General features: G+C 61.4%; 18 protein-coding genes and 1 tRNA gene. 7 read left to right on the top strand and 12 right to left on the bottom strand.

Annotation, left to right across the window (positions count from 1 at the left end; translation table 11 throughout):
• Positions 1-64 precede the first annotated feature (64 nt).
• Positions 65-541, top strand: coding sequence for a cyclic pyranopterin monophosphate synthase MoaC (gene moaC / locus M0D67_RS03870; RefSeq protein ID WP_093635573.1), 477 nt, complete (start codon positions 65-67; stop codon positions 539-541).
• Between the two features lie 69 nt (positions 542-610).
• Here the strand turns inward: moaC and M0D67_RS03865 are convergent, their stop codons facing one another.
• The 8 genes from M0D67_RS03865 to recA all read right to left on the bottom strand — a co-directional run bounded on the left by M0D67_RS03865 (position 611) and on the right by recA (position 9,403).
• A complete protein-coding gene (locus M0D67_RS03865) occupies positions 611-2,395 on the bottom strand; it encodes a Wzy polymerase domain-containing protein (RefSeq protein WP_154558698.1) in 1,785 nt (594 codons plus the stop codon).
• A 135-nt stretch (positions 2,396-2,530) separates the two neighbouring features.
• Positions 2,531-3,160, bottom strand: a complete 630-nt coding sequence (locus M0D67_RS03860; RefSeq protein ID WP_302272335.1) for a pilin — start codon at positions 3,158-3,160, stop codon at positions 2,531-2,533.
• 249 nt (positions 3,161-3,409) lie between these two features.
• Complete coding sequence (locus M0D67_RS03855; protein ID WP_154558700.1) at positions 3,410-4,114, bottom strand: TerC family protein; 705 nt, start codon at positions 4,112-4,114, stop codon at positions 3,410-3,412.
• Positions 4,115-4,259: 145 nt separating this feature from the next.
• Complete coding sequence (sucD, locus tag M0D67_RS03850; RefSeq protein ID WP_030101039.1) at positions 4,260-5,141, bottom strand: succinate--CoA ligase subunit alpha; 882 nt, start codon at positions 5,139-5,141, stop codon at positions 4,260-4,262.
• Positions 5,142-5,267: 126 nt separating this feature from the next.
• Entirely contained in the window at positions 5,268-6,437 is a 1,170-nt protein-coding gene (gene sucC, locus M0D67_RS03845) for an ADP-forming succinate--CoA ligase subunit beta (RefSeq protein WP_120303042.1), read from the bottom strand.
• Positions 6,434-7,183 carry a DUF2889 domain-containing protein gene (locus tag M0D67_RS03840; protein ID WP_154558701.1) on the bottom strand — a complete coding sequence of 250 codons (750 nt, stop codon included), beginning with the start codon at positions 7,181-7,183 and terminating at the stop codon, positions 6,434-6,436. Before M0D67_RS03840 ends, sucC begins: the two co-directional genes overlap by 4 nt.
• Before the next feature lie 185 nt (positions 7,184-7,368).
• Positions 7,369-8,319 (bottom strand): recombination regulator RecX, encoded by a 951-nt coding sequence (recX, locus tag M0D67_RS03835; protein ID WP_233464751.1) that lies wholly within the window; start codon positions 8,317-8,319, stop codon positions 7,369-7,371.
• Between the two features lie 7 nt (positions 8,320-8,326).
• Positions 8,327-9,403: a recombinase RecA gene (gene recA / locus M0D67_RS03830; RefSeq protein ID WP_054034441.1), complete on the bottom strand. Its 1,077-nt coding sequence runs from the start codon at positions 9,401-9,403 to the stop codon at positions 8,327-8,329.
• A 233-nt stretch (positions 9,404-9,636) separates the two neighbouring features.
• Here recA and M0D67_RS03825 point away from each other — a divergent pair, with 233 nt between their 5' ends.
• The 4 genes from M0D67_RS03825 to M0D67_RS03810 all read left to right on the top strand — a co-directional run bounded on the left by M0D67_RS03825 (position 9,637) and on the right by M0D67_RS03810 (position 14,025).
• Positions 9,637-10,425: a response regulator transcription factor gene (locus M0D67_RS03825; RefSeq protein ID WP_154558702.1), complete on the top strand. Its 789-nt coding sequence runs from the start codon at positions 9,637-9,639 to the stop codon at positions 10,423-10,425.
• A 9-nt stretch (positions 10,426-10,434) separates the two neighbouring features.
• Positions 10,435-11,973 (top strand): sensor histidine kinase, encoded by a 1,539-nt coding sequence (locus tag M0D67_RS03820; protein WP_154558703.1) that lies wholly within the window; start codon positions 10,435-10,437, stop codon positions 11,971-11,973.
• Positions 11,974-12,203: 230 nt separating this feature from the next.
• Positions 12,204-13,862 (top strand): MFS transporter, encoded by a 1,659-nt coding sequence (locus tag M0D67_RS03815; RefSeq protein ID WP_154558704.1) that lies wholly within the window; start codon positions 12,204-12,206, stop codon positions 13,860-13,862.
• Positions 13,863-13,948: 86 nt separating this feature from the next.
• Positions 13,949-14,025: transfer RNA gene (locus M0D67_RS03810), tRNA-Met, on the top strand.
• A 107-nt stretch (positions 14,026-14,132) separates the two neighbouring features.
• On the opposite strand, the gene M0D67_RS03805 is transcribed toward M0D67_RS03810, so the two are convergent.
• From M0D67_RS03805 to M0D67_RS03790, 4 genes are read right to left on the bottom strand one after another with little or no spacing between them, the layout of a single operon-like run.
• Entirely contained in the window at positions 14,133-14,612 is a 480-nt protein-coding gene (locus M0D67_RS03805; RefSeq protein WP_154558715.1) for a DoxX family protein, read from the bottom strand.
• On the bottom strand, positions 14,612-15,427 hold the full coding sequence (locus tag M0D67_RS03800; protein WP_154558705.1) for a DNA-binding domain-containing protein: 816 nt from the start codon (positions 15,425-15,427) through the stop codon (positions 14,612-14,614). The genes M0D67_RS03805 and M0D67_RS03800 overlap by 1 nt, the downstream gene beginning before the upstream one ends.
• Entirely contained in the window at positions 15,399-16,289 is an 891-nt protein-coding gene (locus tag M0D67_RS03795) for a DUF692 domain-containing protein (RefSeq protein WP_154558706.1), read from the bottom strand. Before M0D67_RS03795 ends, M0D67_RS03800 begins: the two co-directional genes overlap by 29 nt.
• Positions 16,290-16,304: 15 nt before the next feature.
• Positions 16,305-16,616: a DUF2282 domain-containing protein gene (locus M0D67_RS03790; protein WP_154558707.1), complete on the bottom strand. Its 312-nt coding sequence runs from the start codon at positions 16,614-16,616 to the stop codon at positions 16,305-16,307.
• 271 nt (positions 16,617-16,887) lie between these two features.
• On the opposite strand from M0D67_RS03790, the gene M0D67_RS03785 reads away from it, so the two are divergent.
• Positions 16,888-17,415 (top strand): sigma-70 family RNA polymerase sigma factor, encoded by a 528-nt coding sequence (locus tag M0D67_RS03785; RefSeq protein ID WP_154558033.1) that lies wholly within the window; start codon positions 16,888-16,890, stop codon positions 17,413-17,415.
• Positions 17,412-18,065 (top strand): NrsF family protein, encoded by a 654-nt coding sequence (locus M0D67_RS03780; RefSeq protein ID WP_154558034.1) that lies wholly within the window; start codon positions 17,412-17,414, stop codon positions 18,063-18,065. Before M0D67_RS03785 ends, M0D67_RS03780 begins: the two co-directional genes overlap by 4 nt.
• The last annotated feature ends 88 nt before the right edge of the window (positions 18,066-18,153 follow it).

Genomic DNA, 18,153 nt, shown 5'->3' with positions numbered 1-18,153 from the left:
TTGTAATCATCTCGACTCGCCCAATCACGCTGCTATGATAGGCGCCCTCTGAAGGAGCCCAACCATGCCTGAACTCACTCATTTCGACGCGGCCGGCCAGGCGCATATGGTGGACGTCGGCAGCAAGCAGGAGACCAAGCGCATCGCGATCGCGCGCGGCTCGATTCGCATGCTGCCGGAGACGTTCGCGCTGATCCGTGATGGCAACGCCAAAAAAGGCGACGTGATCGGAATCGCGCGCATCGCCGCGATTCAAGGCTCGAAGCGCACCGCCGATCTGATCCCGCTATGTCACCCGCTCGCGCTGACCCGCGTGAAAGTGGACTTCGAGCTCGATGAAACGTTGCCCGGCGTGCATTGCACGGTGCAAGTGGAAACGCTGGGACGCACGGGCGTGGAGATGGAAGCGCTAACCGCCGTGCAGGTCGGACTGCTGACCGTGTACGACATGTGCAAGGCGGTGGATCGTGGTATGACGATCACCGATGTGAAGGTGCTGGAGAAGCACGGCGGGAAGTCGGGGGATTGGGTGGCGGGTTGATGACTGCGAACGTCATCGCCCCGCTCCATCGTTACAGCTAAAGCTAATGCCACAGAACGACAGCGCGGCTCAATCGTCCTCGCTGTCGTCGTCCTGATTGACGTCGCCTGGCGGCATGCCATAGCGCTTGACCAGTTCCGCCTTGAAGCCGGTCAGCGTCTTCTGCTCGTCGCACAGCTCATACACGTAGGCCAACTGCGACGGCCAGTCATTCAACTCCTGAGCAAAGATCTTGAGACGCTCGACGGTGTCGAACGCTCCCGCTGTATCACCGCTCAGTGCCTGCAGCACCGCATACCGGCGCAGCACGGTTTCCCCTGGCAGCAGCGCAATCGCCTGCTTGTGCATGGCGAGCTTGTGTTGCAAGTTCATCGAATTCATCGGCTCCAACGTCGCAAGGCCGTACTCGCCCCACGCCTGGAACAGGAACGACGGATCCGCACGATACTGCTCGGCAGGCCGCGAACCGTAGTACAACACCTCGGCGCGCGCGTAGTCCTTGTACACCGGATACAACGCGGCCAGCCCGCCGAAAACTACCACCTTGAACGCGCCGAATGACAGGCGGCCCGGCACGAGCCGCAGCGGCCGTGTCTCGAGCAAGCCGAACACGAACATCGCCGGCAGCAGGAAGAACATGTACTGCTGCGGATACTCGACCAGCGCATGCATGACCAGCACGCCGATCAACGCAATGCCGAACACGCGCGCAGCGCTCTGCGGCGCGCGGACCACGCGCACCAGCCACGTAATCAGACCGAACAGCACGATCGCAAGGCCGATCAAACCCGTCTTCGCGAGCAGGTCGATGAAAATGTCGTGCGAATTATTGGCAATCTCGACGCCGCCCAGCGCCTTCGCATACTCGAACTGGTAGCTCGGAAACTCGCCCCAGCCGACACCCAGCAGCGGATGCGCCTTGAACATCGTCCAGCCGTACTTCCACAGCGCCAAGCGCGGCGCGATCTGGCCGGCGTCCTTGAAGCGCTCGGCCGCCGACTGCCCAAGTTCCAGGTGGTAGTGCACATTGGCCCAGCGGATCAATGCATTGATGACGAAGAACAGCACCGCCAACGCGATCGGAATCAGCCATTCGCGATTGCTGCGGCGAAGATGCGGCTGACTGCGCGTCTGCGCGAAGGCCATCCAGAAACCCGCCACCACGATCACGCCCATCTGCAGCCAGGGGCCACGCGACACGGTCAGCGCGAGTCCAACGGCAAAAATCGTCGACACGAGCAGCCAGATGCTGACGGCAATGCGGCGCGTCTGCGCGAGGAACAGCGCACCCGCCATCGCGAATGCGATATAGGTGGCAAGGTGGTTCGCCTGCGCCATATTGCCGAATGGCCGGCGCTCGACGGTCACGTTGTAGGCGACGACCAGCGGCGAGACGCGCACCTCGAGGTGGAACAACTGGATCACCTGGCAAAACACCGCAAACAGGCCACCGATGATCAATGCCCCCGCTGCCCAGCGCAGTGCTGTCTCATTCAGCTTGGCGCGTGTGAAACCGTAGCCGGCGTGCGTCGCCATGAATGCGGCGAGCAGGTAACCGCCGCCGAGCCAGTTCATCGACGGCTGCGAGACCGGCAGCAGCACCGACTGTGCCACCAGCACGAGCCCGAACAGCAACGGCACCAGCGCGACCACCGGTGACGCAAACGTCACGCGCGGCCTCGCCGTCCACACCAGCAGCACGACGCCCGCGCCCGTCAGCAGATACAGCGCGAGCGCCGTGAATTCAGCGTAGAAGGTCGGAATCGGATACGTGTGGTTGGCGACTGCGTAAGGCAGCACCAACGCGAGAGCCAACAGAATGAGAGACAGGTAGCGCGCAAATGGGGTGGGCATCGAGTAACCGGAGGCGTCAGCAACCGGCGCACTATACAAAAAAATTCTCCTGCTGTGCGCCGGCTGGGCTGAAATATCCCGAAAATCAGCGTTTTACGTTCGGATAACAACTCACCCGATCTGCCACCCCATTGCTTACGCGCGGCACTCCGGCGGTGCAAGGTTCGACGGTAAGGAAGGCGTATCGGCTGGTGCGGGCCCGGCACCTGGCGCAGGCAACGAAGAGGCGGTTTTCCCGCCGGCGAAGCATTCCCAGGTGACCGCGCCCGCCTGTACCGCGCCCTTGCTCAAGGCGATTCGCGCAGTCGGCGCGTCGGCATTGTCCGGCACCGATGGCACCAGAGTCAGCGTGTTCGACCCGGCAGGCGCGACGCGCGTCGCGAAGGCGACCGTGATCTGCCCGGTATCGTCGTCGACGTGAACGGATTCGACGTTGCGGGTGGCGGGCGGCGACGCATAACCACCGCCAAACGCATTGCCGCTCGCGGCGTTTTCGGACACCGCAAGCCGCGCGGATGCAGCCAGTGAGAGACCCTCACCAACGCGGCTGCGGGCCAGATAGTCCTGATACGCCGGAATCGCATAGGCGGCGATCACGCCGACAATTGCCAGCACGATCATCAGCTCGATCAGCGTAAAGCCGAAACCGGAACCGAAACGGCGGCAGGCACGTGCGAGCGGCACGCTCCAGCGCGCTCGTTCGAACGCGTTCCGTGGCGAAGGCGTGGACTGTGAAAAAGGGGAATACGGCAAAGTAACGGTCATCGGCAGGCTCCTGAAACGAAAAACGCCTGCCCCTCGAATCGGGGACAGGCGTTTCAATCGTAGCCAGCGGTGCGCGTTCCACACAGTCAGCCGAATGGCTAACGTTGCGCTGGCACGGTGGTGTTCAGGTCAGATCGGGGCGGCGTGCGGTTCGCATTGCGCGGGTCCGCTCATGCCTCAGGTTCGGGTCCAGCCCGCCACGCGGCGTGTGCCGCGACGCTCGACTGAGACTCAGACTCAGGCTCGGAGTCAAGCCGCCGCACGATTCGCGTTGCGACGCTTGAGTAGATAACCGAGGATCACGACGAACAGCGCACCGGCGATGCTCATGCCGTATTCGGCCACCGGCGAATCCAGAACCGGCCAGCGGTCGCCGGCCGGGTCGTTGATGATCAGACCACCCGCGATCCAGCCCAGCAAAGCAGCGCCGAGCGTGATGACGATCGGAAAGCGGTCGAGCAGCTTCAGCACTAGCTGACTGCCCCACACGATCAGCGGAATACTCACCACCAGCCCGAAAATCACCAGCGCAAGGCGATGCTCGGGGTCGGCCGCCTCGGCCGCACCAGCAATCGCGATCACGTTGTCGAGGCTCATCACGGCATCCGCGATGATGATAGTCTTGATCGCCGACATCAGCTTGTCGGCCGGCTTGACGTTCTCGTGGACATCATGCGCGGGCGCCATCAGACGCACACCGATCCACAGCAGCAACAGGCCGCCCGCGAATTTCAGCAACGGCACGTCGAGCAGCGCCACGGCGAACGCAATCAGCGCCACGCGCAGCACGATGGCGCCGGCCGTGCCCCACAGCACGCCTTTCGTACGCTGCGCAGGCGGCAGGTTACGGCAGGCAAGCGCGATCACGACAGCATTGTCACCACCCAGCAGGATGTCGATGACGATGATCTGGATGACTGCGCCCCAATGGAGCGTGGCGAAGAACTCGAGCATGAGCAAAAGAATAAGAAGGAATCGGACGCGCGGGCAATAAAAAAGCGGGGGAGTCTAGACTCCCCCGCTTTTCAGGACTGCCTGCTCACGAAAGGGTTTCGTAAGCGTATCAAAAACGCGCCGTGATTGCGCGCGAATTTCGTTTTTACAGCATCGCCTTCAGAAGACGCGCCATTTCCGACGGGTTCTTCGTAACCTTGATACCGCATGCGTCCATGATTTCCAGCTTGGCTTCGGCCGTGTCCGCACCGCCCGAGATCAGCGCGCCGGCGTGGCCCATGCGCTTGCCCGGAGGCGCCGTGACACCGGCGATAAAGCCAACCACCGGCTTCTTCATGTTGTCCTTGATCCACTCAGCAGCATTCGCTTCGTCCGGACCGCCGATTTCGCCGATCATGATGACGGCGTCCGTTTCCGGATCGTCGTTGAACATCTTCATCACGTCGATGTGCTTCAGACCGTTGATCGGGTCGCCGCCGATACCGACTGCCGACGATTGGCCGAGGCCGATTGCCGTCAATTGGCCGACTGCTTCGTACGTCAGCGTGCCCGAACGCGACACGACGCCGATGCGGCCCTTGCGGTGGATGTGACCCGGCATGATGCCGATCTTCAGTTCGTCCGGCGTGATCGTGCCCGGGCAGTTCGGTCCGAGCAGCAGCGTCTTGCTGTTCTTTGCGCGCATGCGTGCCTTGAGCTCGATCATGTCACGGACAGGAATGCCTTCCGTAATACAGATTGCGAGATCCAGGTCGGCTTCGACGGCTTCCCAGATGGCAGCAGCAGCGCCTGCCGGCGGAACGTAAATCACCGACACGGTCGCGCCCGTTTCAGCCTTGGCTTCAGCGACGCTAGCGTAGATAGGAATGCCTTCGAAATCTTCGCCGGCCTTCTTCGGGTTCACGCCTGCAACGTACGCTTCGCGGCCGTTTGCATATTCACGGCAAGCACGCGTATGGAACTGACCGGTCTTGCCGGTAATGCCCTGCGTGATGACCTTGGTGTCTTTGTTAATCAGAATCGACATGTATTGACCTCTGTTCGTTTGGCGTCATGCGGTGGCGCCGCGAAGCGGAATGTTCTCGCCCGCGTCGCTGTTGCGCCACTCACGCGCCGCCATTCGTAATCCTGGTAAACGCGCTCGGGGTTTGGCTTACGCCTTGCCCGCAGCGGCCGCGACGACCTTCTGAGCCGCTTCTTCCATGCTGTCAGCCGCGATGATCGGCAGACCGGATTCAGCGAGCATCTTCTTGCCGAGGTCTTCGTTCGTGCCCTTCATGCGGACGACGAGCGGCACCTTCAGCGACACGGCCTTCGACGCCGCGATCACGCCTTCCGCGATCACGTCGCAGCGCATGATGCCGCCGAAAATGTTGACCAGAATCGCGGTCAGGTTCGGGTTCTTCAGCATGATCTTGAACGCTTCCGTGACCTTCTCGGTCGTGGCGCCACCGCCCACGTCCAGGAAGTTCGCCGGTTCGCCGCCGAACAGCTTGATGGTGTCCATCGTTGCCATTGCGAGGCCAGCGCCGTTCACGAGGCAGCCGATGTTGCCGTCGAGCGAAATGTAGGCGAGGTCGAACTTCGACGCTTCGACTTCAGCCGGATCTTCTTCGTCCAGATCGCGATACGCGACGATTTCCGGATGACGGAACAGTGCGTTCGAATCGAAGTTGAATTTCGCGTCCAACGCGATGACCTTGCCGTCGCCGGTCAGGATCAGCGGGTTGATTTCGGCCAGCGATGCGTCGGTTTCCCAGAATGCCTTGTACAGGCCTTGCAGGATCGCGCGCGCTTGCGGCAGCGAAGCGGCGGGCACGCCGATCTTCGTGGCGAGCTCGTCGGCTTCGGCGTCTTTCAGACCGGTCGACGGGTCGACGGCGATCTTGTGGATCAGCTCAGGCGTCTTTTCCGCGACTTCTTCGACGTCCATGCCGCCTTCGCTCGATGCCATCACGACGATCTTCTGCGAAACGCGATCGATCACGAGGCCGACATACAGTTCCTTCTTGATGTCAGCGCCTTCTTCGATCAGCAGACGATTCACCTTCTGGCCTTCCGGACCGGTCTGGTGCGTGACGAGCTGCATGCCGAGGATCTGGTTCGAGAATTCACGAACCTGTTCCAGCGACTTGGCGACTTTCACGCCGCCGCCCTTGCCACGGCCACCCGCGTGGATCTGAGCCTTCACGACCCATACCGGGCCGCCGAGCTCTTCCGCGGCCTTGACCGCATCATCCACCGAGAAGACCGGCTTGCCGCGCGGTACCGCGACGCCGAATTTCCGCAGGATTTCCTTACCCTGGTACTCGTGAATCTTCATGCGTGATTCCCTTCAGTCTGAGAGTTGGATTGAACTTCGTTTCCGCTGCCGTCGTTCATGCCGGACGCGTTGCCGCCCTCACCTGTCTGGCGGGCTGCCCCGTCGCCTGACGATGCCGCGCGATCCGCTGTATACGGAGCGCGGCCATACCAGCGCGGATAAAACTGTTGCACCGCCTCGCCGTCGAAACGCAGCGCGTGGCAGCGTCCCAACTGGAATGGCGGTTTGTTGTTGGAATGCTCGTCTGTGCTGTCTTTGCTTCTGGACTGCTCGGTCCCGGAACTCGCCGCTGCGCCCGGCGTGTCTTCATTGGTGTTCCACACGTCGCCGGCGAACGCCTGGATTGCGGCGGTCGGCAAAAGCGCGCACAACTCGGTGAGATGCGTGCAGCCGGCCGTGCCGGCCAGCAAACGGGCAGCATCGCGACGGAAGTTGTGGAACAGATTGAGCCCGATGAGGGCACGGTAGGCGGGATTGCTGGCTTGGCACAAGCCTGGATAGGGCACCCAGTCGGACGACGCTTCGGCGTCGACGACGTTGAGCTTGCGATCGATGGTGATGCGAAGCCAGAGTTCATGGATCGGCTGACCATTGGGCCGGACGCCCGACGCAAGCACCACATCGCGCGGTTTTTCGTCGGTCAAGCACGCTTCCACATCCCACAGGCCATCGGCTCGCTCATAGGCTTCCGCTCTGATTGCGCGACGATGGCGCAACTGACGGGATACTGGCGGGGAGAGCGGCATGCGGGAAGGAAAGGCCGGATTGGAAAACCCACGAATTTTAGCATACTGGGTATTTGAGACAGGCCGGAATGCGCAGGGCCGCCCAGCAGGCCGGAGAGCGCGGCAGGTGCTATCTCAAAGTGGGAACCGCACAGGTATCCGGCACGCGCTGTACGTCAAACGGGATAGCGCAGCTAGTCGCCGCTTCACTCCTCGTCGAACCCTTTGAGAATTTTGCCAATCGTAGCGCCCGAGAAACCGCGCGATGCCAGAAAGCGCGCCTGCTTGGCCCGCTCGGCGGCAGTTTCGGGAAGCCGGTCGAATTTTTTCCGCCAAACGGCTTGAGCGCGCGCCAGTTCGGTTTCGCGCAGTTGCGCACTGGCTTCTTCGACCAGCGTTTGGTCCACCGCATGCTGCTTCAATTCGCCGACGATCCGGCTCGCGCCCAAGCGCGACGAGCGCCGATGGATCAGGCTTTCAGCAAACCGCGAGTCGGACAGCCAGTTTTCGGCTTCCAGCGAATCGAGCAAGGTATCGAGCGAATCGGTTTCCTCGACGAACGGCTTAAGCTTGCGCGCCAGTTCGGAGCGGCTGTATTCACGCCGGGACAAATAGCCGAGCGCACGTCCTTTTAGCGAACGGGCCGGGCGTTGGGATTTTTTTGCATCGTCCTGTTCCGGCTTCGCCTCGCCAGGCGTGCGGCGCGAGCGGGTATAGGTGGTTTCGGACGGGTCCGCTTCAGCCTGCGCAGAGGGATCAGACTGCGGCTGGCGACCTGCGGCGCGATCGTGCGCGTCGAACGATTCGAAGGGATCGGCTTCGCCGGCTGCGGCAAAGGAATCGGGATCTGATGCGTATGAGCGGCCAGGGGCAGCATTGCCGGCAGGATCGCGCGGCGAACGTGAAGTGGAACGCCCGAACGAGCTTCCAGAAGATTTGCCGAACGATGAACCGGACGAACGACTAAACGAACTACCGGACGAACTGCTAGACGACTTTCCCGACGACCGCCCAAACGACCGGGTGGACCGGGAAGTCGAAGAGGAGGAAGGCGGCGATGAAGAGGATGACGACGATTCGAACGAATCGTCGCCACCGTCACGCGGGCCGTCCGCGTTGTGTCCAGCGTTGGACGGCGGCCGGCCCTTGCGTATCACGTGCTGGTTACTCTTCTTCGCCCGCGACTTCAGCGGCCGCACCGGTCGCCACTTCCGCCATGGCATTCACGCCCAGCGATTCGCGGATGCGGTTTTCGATCTCACGAGCGATGTCCGGATTTTCGCGCAGGAATTCGCGCGCGTTGTCCTTACCCTGACCAATACGTTCGCCGTTGTAGCTGTACCAGGCGCCGGCCTTGTCGACGATCTTGGCCTGCACGCCGAGGTCGATGACTTCGCCCTGACGGGAAATGCCCTCGCCATACAGAATGTCGAAAATCGCTTCGCGGAACGGCGGCGCAACCTTGTTCTTCACCACCTTCACGCGCGTTTCGTTACCGATCACTTCGTCGTTCTTCTTGATCGAACCGATCCGGCGAATGTCCAGACGCACCGACGCGTAGAACTTCAGCGCGTTACCGCCCGTGGTGGTTTCCGGGTTGCCGAACATCACACCGATCTTCATACGGATCTGGTTGATGAAGATCACGAGGCAGTTGGTACGCTTGATCGTGCCGGTGAGCTTGCGCAGCGCTTGCGACATCAGACGCGCTTGCAGACCCGGCAGCGAGTCGCCCATTTCGCCTTCGATTTCAGCCTTCGGCACGAGTGCCGCGACCGAGTCGATCACGATCATGTCGATCGAGCCCGAGCGCACCAGTGCGTCGGCGATTTCGAGCGCCTGTTCGCCGGTGTCCGGCTGCGAAACCAGCAGGTCGTTGACGTTCACGCCGAGCTTGCCCGCGTACTGGATATCCAGCGCGTGCTCCGCGTCGATAAACGCTGCCGTGCCGCCGAGCTTTTGCATTTCAGCGACGACTTGCAGCGTCAGCGTGGTTTTACCGGACGACTCCGGACCGTAAATTTCGACCACCCGGCCACGCGGCAAACCGCCGACGCCCAGCGCGATATCGAGGCCGAGTGATCCCGTTGAGACCACCTGGATATCTTCGACCGCCTCACCTGCGCCGAGCCGCATGACCGACCCTTTGCCGAACTGCTTTTCGATCTGCGCAAGCGCGGCAGCGAGTGCCTTGCTCTTTTCAGCAGTCAGTCCAGCCGAGCCTTTCTTGCTTTCTTCCATGAATCGTCCTTTGCTATGATGAACGGCGTCTGAGGCAGATGTGCAGCCTAGTTTTGGAGGACAGCACACGAAACTCAGACACTGTATAAAAAAACAGTAGTTTTGGCAAGCGCGATTCTCATGCGAACGCGCATTTTTACCGTCGCGCTGCCCAACTACCCACAATAATTTTCGGAGACCGCTGTGCGCCGGGGGGACACCCCACGGTGCCGGCAAGGCCAGGCTTGCGCACCATGCGAATTCTGATTGCCGAAGACGACAGCATACTCGCGGACGGTCTGGTTCGATCACTCCGCCAATCGGCCTATGCCGTCGATCATGTGAAGAACGGCGTCGAGGCCGACACCGCCCTGTCGATGCAAACTTTCGACCTGCTGATCCTCGATCTGGGCCTGCCCCGCATGTCCGGGCTCGAGGTGCTGCGCCGCCTGCGCGCCCGCAACTCGACCGTGCCGGTGCTCATCCTCACGGCGGCGGACAGCGTGGACGAACGCGTCAAAGGCCTCGATCTCGGCGCCGATGACTACATGGCCAAACCTTTCGCGCTGAACGAACTCGAGGCGCGCGTGCGCGCCCTGACCCGGCGTGGCGCCGGCGGCGGCCCGACGGTGGTGCGGCACGGTTCGCTGTCGTTCGACCAGGTTGGCCGGATCGCCTATGTCAACGAGCAGGTGATCGACCTGTCGGCGCGCGAACTTGGTTTGCTCGAAGTGCTGCTGCAGCGGATCGGCCGGCTGGTGTCGAAGGAACAGCTCGTCGACCATCTGTGCGAATGGGGCGAAGAAGTCAGCAATAACGCGATCGAAGTCTACGTGCATCGGCTGCGCAAGAAGATCGAGCCGAGCGGCGTACGCATCATTACTGTGCGGGGCCTCGGGTACTGCCTCGAGAAAGCCGCCCTGCCGCCAAACGTGAACATGAACGCGAACCAGAGCGCCAACCCGCCCGCCGAATCCGAGCCGCCCTCCTCGCCCTCTTCGTCCCCCTCGGCCGCGATGCCCGCGAGCCATCACTTCAAATAGGGGGCCTCCATGTCCGCACGCGCAGATCGCGCCACGGCGCACGCGGCGGACCTCGACGAGGTGCGCGACGAGCGCTACGCCAATCCGTTCGCCCCGCCCGACGAGACCGAAGCCGCCGCCGAAGCGCGCCCACGCTCGCTGTTCGGCGAAATTCTGGACTGGATGCTGGCGCCGCTTCTGCTGCTTTGGCCGATGAGCCTCGCGGTCACCTACCTGGTCGCCAAGTCGATCGCCAATGGCCCGTTCGACCGCGCGCTCGAAACCGACGCCTACGTGCTCGCCCGCCAGATCCATCCGATCAACGGCGTGGCGGAGCTGTCGCTGCCCGACTCCACCCGCGACTTTCTGCGCACCGACAATGTCGACAGCGTCTTCTATCAGGTGCTCGGCACGCGCGGCGAACTGGTGGGCGGCGAGCGCGACATGCCGTTGCCGCACGAGGAAGACCGGCCGCCGCCTGGCCTCGTGGAATTCCGCGACGACGTGCTGCGCGGCAACGATATCCGCGTCGCCTATACGACCGTCGAGTTTCCGCAAACGCCCGGTGCTCAGCCGGTGCTGGTGCAGGTCGCCGAGACGCTCGACAAACGCAGCCAGCTTGCCAACGACATCATCAAAGGCGTGATCCTGCCGCAGTTCGTGATCCTGCCGCTGGCGATCCTGCTGGTGTGGTTCGGCCTGTCGCGTGGACTCGCGCCGCTGCATGCCCTGCAGGCGCATATTCGCGCGCGCCGCCCGGACGATCTGTCGCCGCTCGAAGCCCGCCGCGCGCCGCCGGAAATCGAGCCGCTGGTGACGTCGTTCAACGATCTGCTGACGCGCCTCGAACAGAACATGGAGTTGCAGAAGCGCTTTATCGCCGACGCCGCGCATCAGATGAAAACGCCGCTTGCCGGTCTGCGCACCCAGGCCGAGCTTGCGCTGCGCCAGGACGCCTCCGAGGAAGTCCACCGCTCGCTCGAACAGATCGCCACCAGTTCGGAGCATGCGGCGCGTCTCGTCACCCAGTTGCTGGCGCTGGCGCGCGCGGAAAATCGCATGTCGGGCCAGATTTTCACGCCGGTTGAGGTGACCGAGGTGGCGCGCAGCGCGGTGCGCGACTGGGTTCAGGCTGCGCTCGCCAAGCAGATGGACCTCGGCTACGAAGCCCCCGAAGAGCCGGTCGAAGTCGACGGCAATCCGGTCATGCTGCGGGAAATGCTGTCGAATCTGATCGACAACGCGATCCGCTACACGCCGGCTGGCGGACGGATCACCGTGCGGGTGCGGCACGACGTGACGGCGCGACTCGTGCATCTGGAAGTAGAAGACACCGGGCTCGGCATTCCGGTGGCCGAGCGCTCGCGGGTGGTCGAGCGTTTTTATCGGATTCTCGGCCGCGAAGGCGACGGCAGCGGCCTTGGGCTTGCGATCGTCCGCGAGATCACGACGATGCACGGCGGGGAGATGACCATCGACGATAACGTCTACCAAACCTCCCCACGGCTTGCCGGAACCCTCGTGCGTGTCAGCTTGCACGTACTCGAACAGGGACGGGACTTACCCTAAGAGCGCAAAAATCGACGCTTGGGCCGGCGCCATATTGAGATACGTTTGTCAAAAATTACAAGAACTTAGGCGTCAATTGCCGCGTTTTGATGGAATTCCCCTCTCTACGCCTGAAACTGCCATTTCACCCCTCCACGTCAGTACGCCGTAAGTTTCCACTCCAATAATCGGTTCCACGGGAACGCCTTTGCCGGCGGACCGCGTGCACATATCAATATTGGAGACGACATATGGCTACCGTTGGCGGGCAAATCTCGCACGTACCGATGACGCGCGATGAGAAGCGGGTGATCTTCGCATCGTCGCTGGGTACGGTTTTCGAGTGGTACGACTTCTATCTGGCCGGCTCACTCGCCATCTTCATCAGCAAGAGCTTCTTCTCCGGCGTCAATCCGACTGCCGCTTTCATCTTTACGCTTCTGAGCTTCGCCGCGGGCTTCGCGGTACGGCCGTTCGGCGCGATCGTATTCGGCCGCCTCGGCGATATGGTCGGGCGCAAATACACGTTCCTCATCACAATCGTGATCATGGGCCTGTCGACCTTCCTGGTCGGCTTCCTGCCCGGTTATGCGTCGATCGGCATTGCGTCGCCGGTGATCTTCATCGCGATGCGCTTGCTGCAAGGTCTTGCACTCGGCGGCGAATACGGCGGTGCGGCCACGTACGTCGCGGAACATGCGCCGGCGGGACGCCGCGGTTTCTACACCGCGTGGATCCAGACCACCGCCACGCTCGGCCTGTTCCTCTCGCTACTGGTGATTCTCGGCGCACGCACGGCCATGGGCGAAGACGCGTTCGGCGCCTGGGGCTGGCGCATTCCGTTCCTCGCGTCGATCTTCCTGCTCGGCGTGTCGGTATGGATTCGCCTGCAACTGAATGAATCGCCGGTGTTCGCGCGCATCAAGGCTGAAGGCAAAACCTCGAAGGCGCCGCTGACTGAAGCATTTGGCCAGTGGAAGAACCTGAAGATCGTGATCCTCGCGCTGATCGGCCTGACCGCCGGCCAGGCCGTGGTCTGGTACACAGGTCAGTTCTACACGCTGTTCTTCCTGACGCAGACGCTGAAAGTCGACGGCGCGACGTCCAACATCCTGATCGCGATCGCGCTCCTGATCGGCACGCCGTTCTTCCTGTTCTTCGGCTCGCTGTCGGACCGCATCGGCCGCAAGCCGATCATCATGGCCGGCCTGCTGATTGCTGCCTGCACGTACTTCCCGCTGTTCAAGGCGCTGACTCACTACACGAACCCGGCGCTGGAAACCGCAACGGCAAAAGCACCGATCGTCGTGATTGCGAACCCGGACGAGTGTTCGTTCCAGTTCAATCCGGTCGGCACGGCGAAGTTCACGAGTTCCTGCGACATCGCCAAGAGCGCGCTCTCGAAGGCCGGCTTGAACTACGAGAACGTCGCGGCGCCGGCGGGCTCGCTGGCGGAGATCAAGGTGGGCGATACGGTGATCAACACGTATGACGGCAAGGCCGCCGACGCCAAGGACCAGGGCAAGGTGTTCGACAAGACCCTGGCGACCACACTGAAGACCGCCGGCTATCCGCCGAAGGCCGATCCGTCGCAGATCAACTGGCCAATGAGCGTGGTGATCCTGACGATCATGATGATCTACGTGACGATGGTCTACGGGCCGATTGCGGCGATGCTGGTGGAGATGTTCCCGACGCGCATCCGCTATACCTCGATGTCGCTGCCGTATCACATCGGCAATGGCTGGTTCGGCGGCTTCCTGCCGGCGACCGCCTTCGCGATCGTAGCGGCCAAGGGCAACATCTACTCGGGGCTGTGGTATCCGATTGTGGTCGCGCTCGTCACGCTCGTGATCGGCATGCTGTTCGTCAGGGAAACCAAGGACTCGGATATTTACGCGAGGGACTGAAACGCCGGATAGCCCGGGCAATTTAAAAAAGTTGCGCGCCGGGGGTTGACAGCCCCCGGCCCTATCCTCATAATCTCGCTTCTTTCGGCGAATTAGCTCAGTTGGTTAGAGCGACGGAATCATAATCCGCAGGTCCGGGGTTCGAGTCCCTGATTCGCCACCAGTTGCAAGAAGAAGCCGCTGATCCACAAGGTCAGCGGCTTTTTTGTTTCCGAACGGGAAAATGCTCCTAAACGGCGCATAACACGCTTCCATTTTAGATTCATCGCGTTACACCCTTGACGCCGGGCGACTACTAAAGCGTCTGTATAGCCAGTAGTCCAATGACCATTTGCCGGCACCCCGACACAGTAAGACCAGCAGCATGGCAGCCCATTGAATGTGCGTGGGCCATGCCTGCGGATACACGAACACCTCAATTACGGTTGTCATGCCGAGCAGGACCACTGCTACGGGTCGCGTCGCCAGGCCGAGCACAAGTAGAACAGGTGTCGTTAGTTCAATTGACACCGCCAGGTAGGCTGCAACCTCGGGAGGAAGCAACGGTAGTCGATAGTCTTCCCTGAATAACTCGAGCGCGGCATTCCAGTCGGCCAGTTTGGTCATCGCCGAGTTCCAGAAGACCGTTGCAACAGCGAGCCTCAGTGGAAGCGCGAGAACTGTATGCGGCACTCGCTCCAACCGCCCAACGGCGCGCAGTGCGCGGTCAATCAGTATTGAACTGCGATGAGCGGATTGAGATTCCGGCATCACGTGACTTGCCTCCCAATAGTTTGGCTGGATGCCTCATTTGATAGGCGGATGTCGACAAAGCATCCTGATGCAAGAAGGTGTGCGAGCCAGACGGATGTCTCCGCGTCCGGCACGTCGACAAGGGCATCATGCAAGGGGCGCCCCGCAATCAAGGCAGCCGTGAACCGGCATTGGCCCTCCGCCATGCGGTTCACCTCCACACCCGAAGGCCCTCGGTGGATATACAAACAGACCCGGTCAGCAGTCAGATTGATGTTTGCCAGTGCGCTGTCGTCCCGTGACAACACTGCGTGCCAGATGGCATCGACGGGAAACGGCGACTCAAGTACCCGCGCGGCCGGGCTCGGCAAAAACCTTACGACGTGCATGTCGGCTGCGTCGAGTTGCTCAAGGCGCCGTAAGTCAAGCGGCTTTGCGTCTGGCGCGTGTAGCGCCTCATTCACCGCCCATTCGAGTCGTGCCGTATCTGGCAGATAGATAAGAGACGCCGCTTCTGGCATCTGTGCCAGGAAATCCGGAAACGTGGCACCGTAGCTGTCTAGCTGTGCGTTCAACGGTGGGTGTTGCTCAATAAAAAGTCGAGCCGCGCCTTCGAAGAATTCGGACCCAACCAGAGCCTGCACGGCTGGATAAGTCAGCCTTAGCGCTGTAAGCAGCGTACTGTTCGCCGTATTTCGATAGATGGCGAGCCGCGCCTGCGGAGCCAGGCCGTCCGGTACCACATACCCGGATGCATCTCCATCGGAAAGCCCAAGCAAGTCCCTGCGGACTGCACATTGCAGCTCAAGCAGCGTGGGCGCACAGGTTGTCATTTCGCTGCCTCTCAATAGCGATCTCTGCAATTGCGGCTTCTTCCATCAGAACCTCAAGCGCCGGCACATCGGTGTCCCATTCGACTAGCGTGGGGACCGGTCCAAAACGCTTGAGTGCCAGCTCGAACAGGTCCCACACGGGAGGCGCGACGCGCGAGCCGTGGTCGTCAATGCGAATTATCTGGCCCTGGTCAAGCTGCCGGATGCTGTGCCCCGCCAGGTGGACCTCGGTAACTGACTCCGGCGGCAAAGCTTCAAGATAGGTCAGCGCATCCCAACCGTGATTGCTGGCACTGACGTAGATATTGTTGACGTCACAGAGGATGCCGCATCCCGTGCGGCGCGCGACCTCCGCAAGGAATTCCCATTCGGGGATGGTTGAGTGGCGGAACCGCAGATAGCTCGATGGGTTTTCTAACGAAATCCGACGCTGCAGGTAGGTTTGGGTCCTGTCGACGTTCGTGCAGACAATGCTCAGCGCTTCTTCCGTCATCGGCAGCGGCAGCAGGTCGGCGAGGTAGACGCCATCGCTTAGGCTCCAGGACAGGTGTTCAGAAACCAGCCCGGGCTCAACACGCTTCATGACATCGCGCACACTCTCGAGATGTCGAACATCGATGCCTTCGGCGCTGCCCAAAGAAAGTCCCACCCCATGGAGCGAGATTGGATAGTCCCGTCGAATGGCGTCGAGATATGCCGGAGCGCTGCCCCCGCCCATGTAATTCTCGGTATGCACCTCGAACCAGGCGGCCACCGGCTGCTCTTCGACAACCTCCTGATGGTGTCGAAAGCGCAGCCCGACCCCGGCGCATGCCGGAATCAGGTCATGCGCAAATTGCGACGCAACGGAAGCAGCATCCATGAAATCCCCGCCTGCTCAAGCTGGCTTCAACTTGCCGCCCTGGATTTTGCTGCAATCCCCGGCGGGCAACAGAACGAACGACTTCGTGTCGCGTGCCTGCGTCGCTTGTCCGGCGCAGGAGTGTGCGCCTTCAGCGCAGTCGTTTTTCGATACGGCGTTGACTCCGTAACACTTCTCCAGTTTGTTTGCCGCCATCCTCGCCATGTTGTCTTTCACAACTTTCGGCATTTCCTTCATGGTCTGGGCCTGGAGCGGTACCGTCTGCATGGCAAGTGCCAGCCCGATTGCCGACGAAAAGGCCGAGGCGGCCATAACACGTTTATTCATCACGTTTCCTCCTGAGGGTTGCGGCCCGGCATTCCGGCCGTCTAATGAAGTTCGGTCAGTCGCCGCAAAAGGTTACGGCCCAATCAAACTTTTTCTGCGTGACAAACTATCGACCGCGCAGCAAAATTTCCTCATGCTCCGGCACCCACCCCCACCCCCGCCTCATCCACTTCAAGGCTCCGAGCGAAAGGGCCGAGGCTCGTCCACGCCGACCCGGCAGGCTGCGCCACTGGCCAGTCGTGCGGATGGCAAGCTGGACTGGTCCCTGGCCATGGCGCAGGCGCAAACCGGCGACCAGGATGCCTATCGTCGGTTGCTCGAAGACATCACTCCGTATCTTCGTGCGCTCGCTTCACGGCACATCCGGAATGTCGACGACATTGAGGACACGGTTCAGGACGTGTTGCTAACCGTGCACTCAGTGCGCAACACATACGACCCGTCCCGCCCATTCGGGCCGTGGCTGGTCGCCATCGCAAGCAGACGCATCGTCGACGGTCTGCGTCGGCGTGGACGCGTTTGCTCACATGAATCTTTAATGGAAAATGAGCTGGAAACCTTTGTTGCTGATGGAGCGAACCTACAGGAAGAGGCAGTGAACGCCCGCCTGATACGGGAAGCTATCGAACAATTGACGGTCGGCCAGCGCGACGCGATGCGCATGCTGAAGCTTGAAGAAATGTCACTTCAGGAGGCTGCTGCCGCAAGCGGAATGTCGGTTGCGGCGTTGAAAGTAGCTACACATCGAGCAATGAAACATTTACGGGAAATGTTCCGGCAGAAAGGTAGCGAATCATGACCCGAACCTCCGACCTGATTGATGTCCTGGTCGCTGACGTAACACCTGTCAGGCGTCTGCGTGCTCCTGCGGCGAGAGCCGCATGCTGGTTATTGTTTGCGGGAGCTGTGATGCTCTTCGTCGGTATCGCGCACGGGGTACGTGCAGACATCGCAGTCAAACTGCATCAACCTCCTTATGTCGTCGGCGTCGCTGCAGCCATGACAACGGGTGTTCTGGCCGCCGCGGGTGCTTTTCTTGGCGGCGTGCCTGGCATGTCGCGCCGCTGGCTTCTTTTACCCGCCCCGGGCTCGCTCGTTTGGGTCGCCACGATTGGCTACGGCTGCCTGACTAACTGGGTCACAACTGGCCCGGAAGGTATGTCTATCGGCGAGACGGCCAAATGCTTTGCCACGTTGGTATTAGTCGGGATGCCACTATCGCTCGTGATGCTCATTATGCTGCGCCACGTTGCCCGACTATCGCCAGGCCCGGTCATCATGGCAGGAAGTCTCGCGGTCGCTGCAATGACTTCCGTGGCCTTGTCGATTCTCCACCCGCTCGACGCCACCGCGATGATATTGCTGTGGAACCTCGGTGTCGCCGGGCTTTATCTGTCGTTGAGCGGCCGGTATGGCGAGCGACTTTTGAGCTGGGTAACGCAGCGTTAGCGCGCGGGTGATTCGAATAAGACGTGTACCGGTCCAAAGCCCCGGATACAGTCAGTGGTACCGCGCGCACCTTGACGTCTGGCATGAC

Origin of the sequence: Paraburkholderia sp. SECH4 (genome assembly GCF_030511745.1) — a bacterium.
Classification (GTDB): domain Bacteria; phylum Pseudomonadota; class Gammaproteobacteria; order Burkholderiales; family Burkholderiaceae; genus Paraburkholderia; species Paraburkholderia madseniana.
The sequence above is the reverse complement of the archived record's forward strand: the minus strand, read 5'-3'. Positions and strand labels throughout refer to the sequence as shown.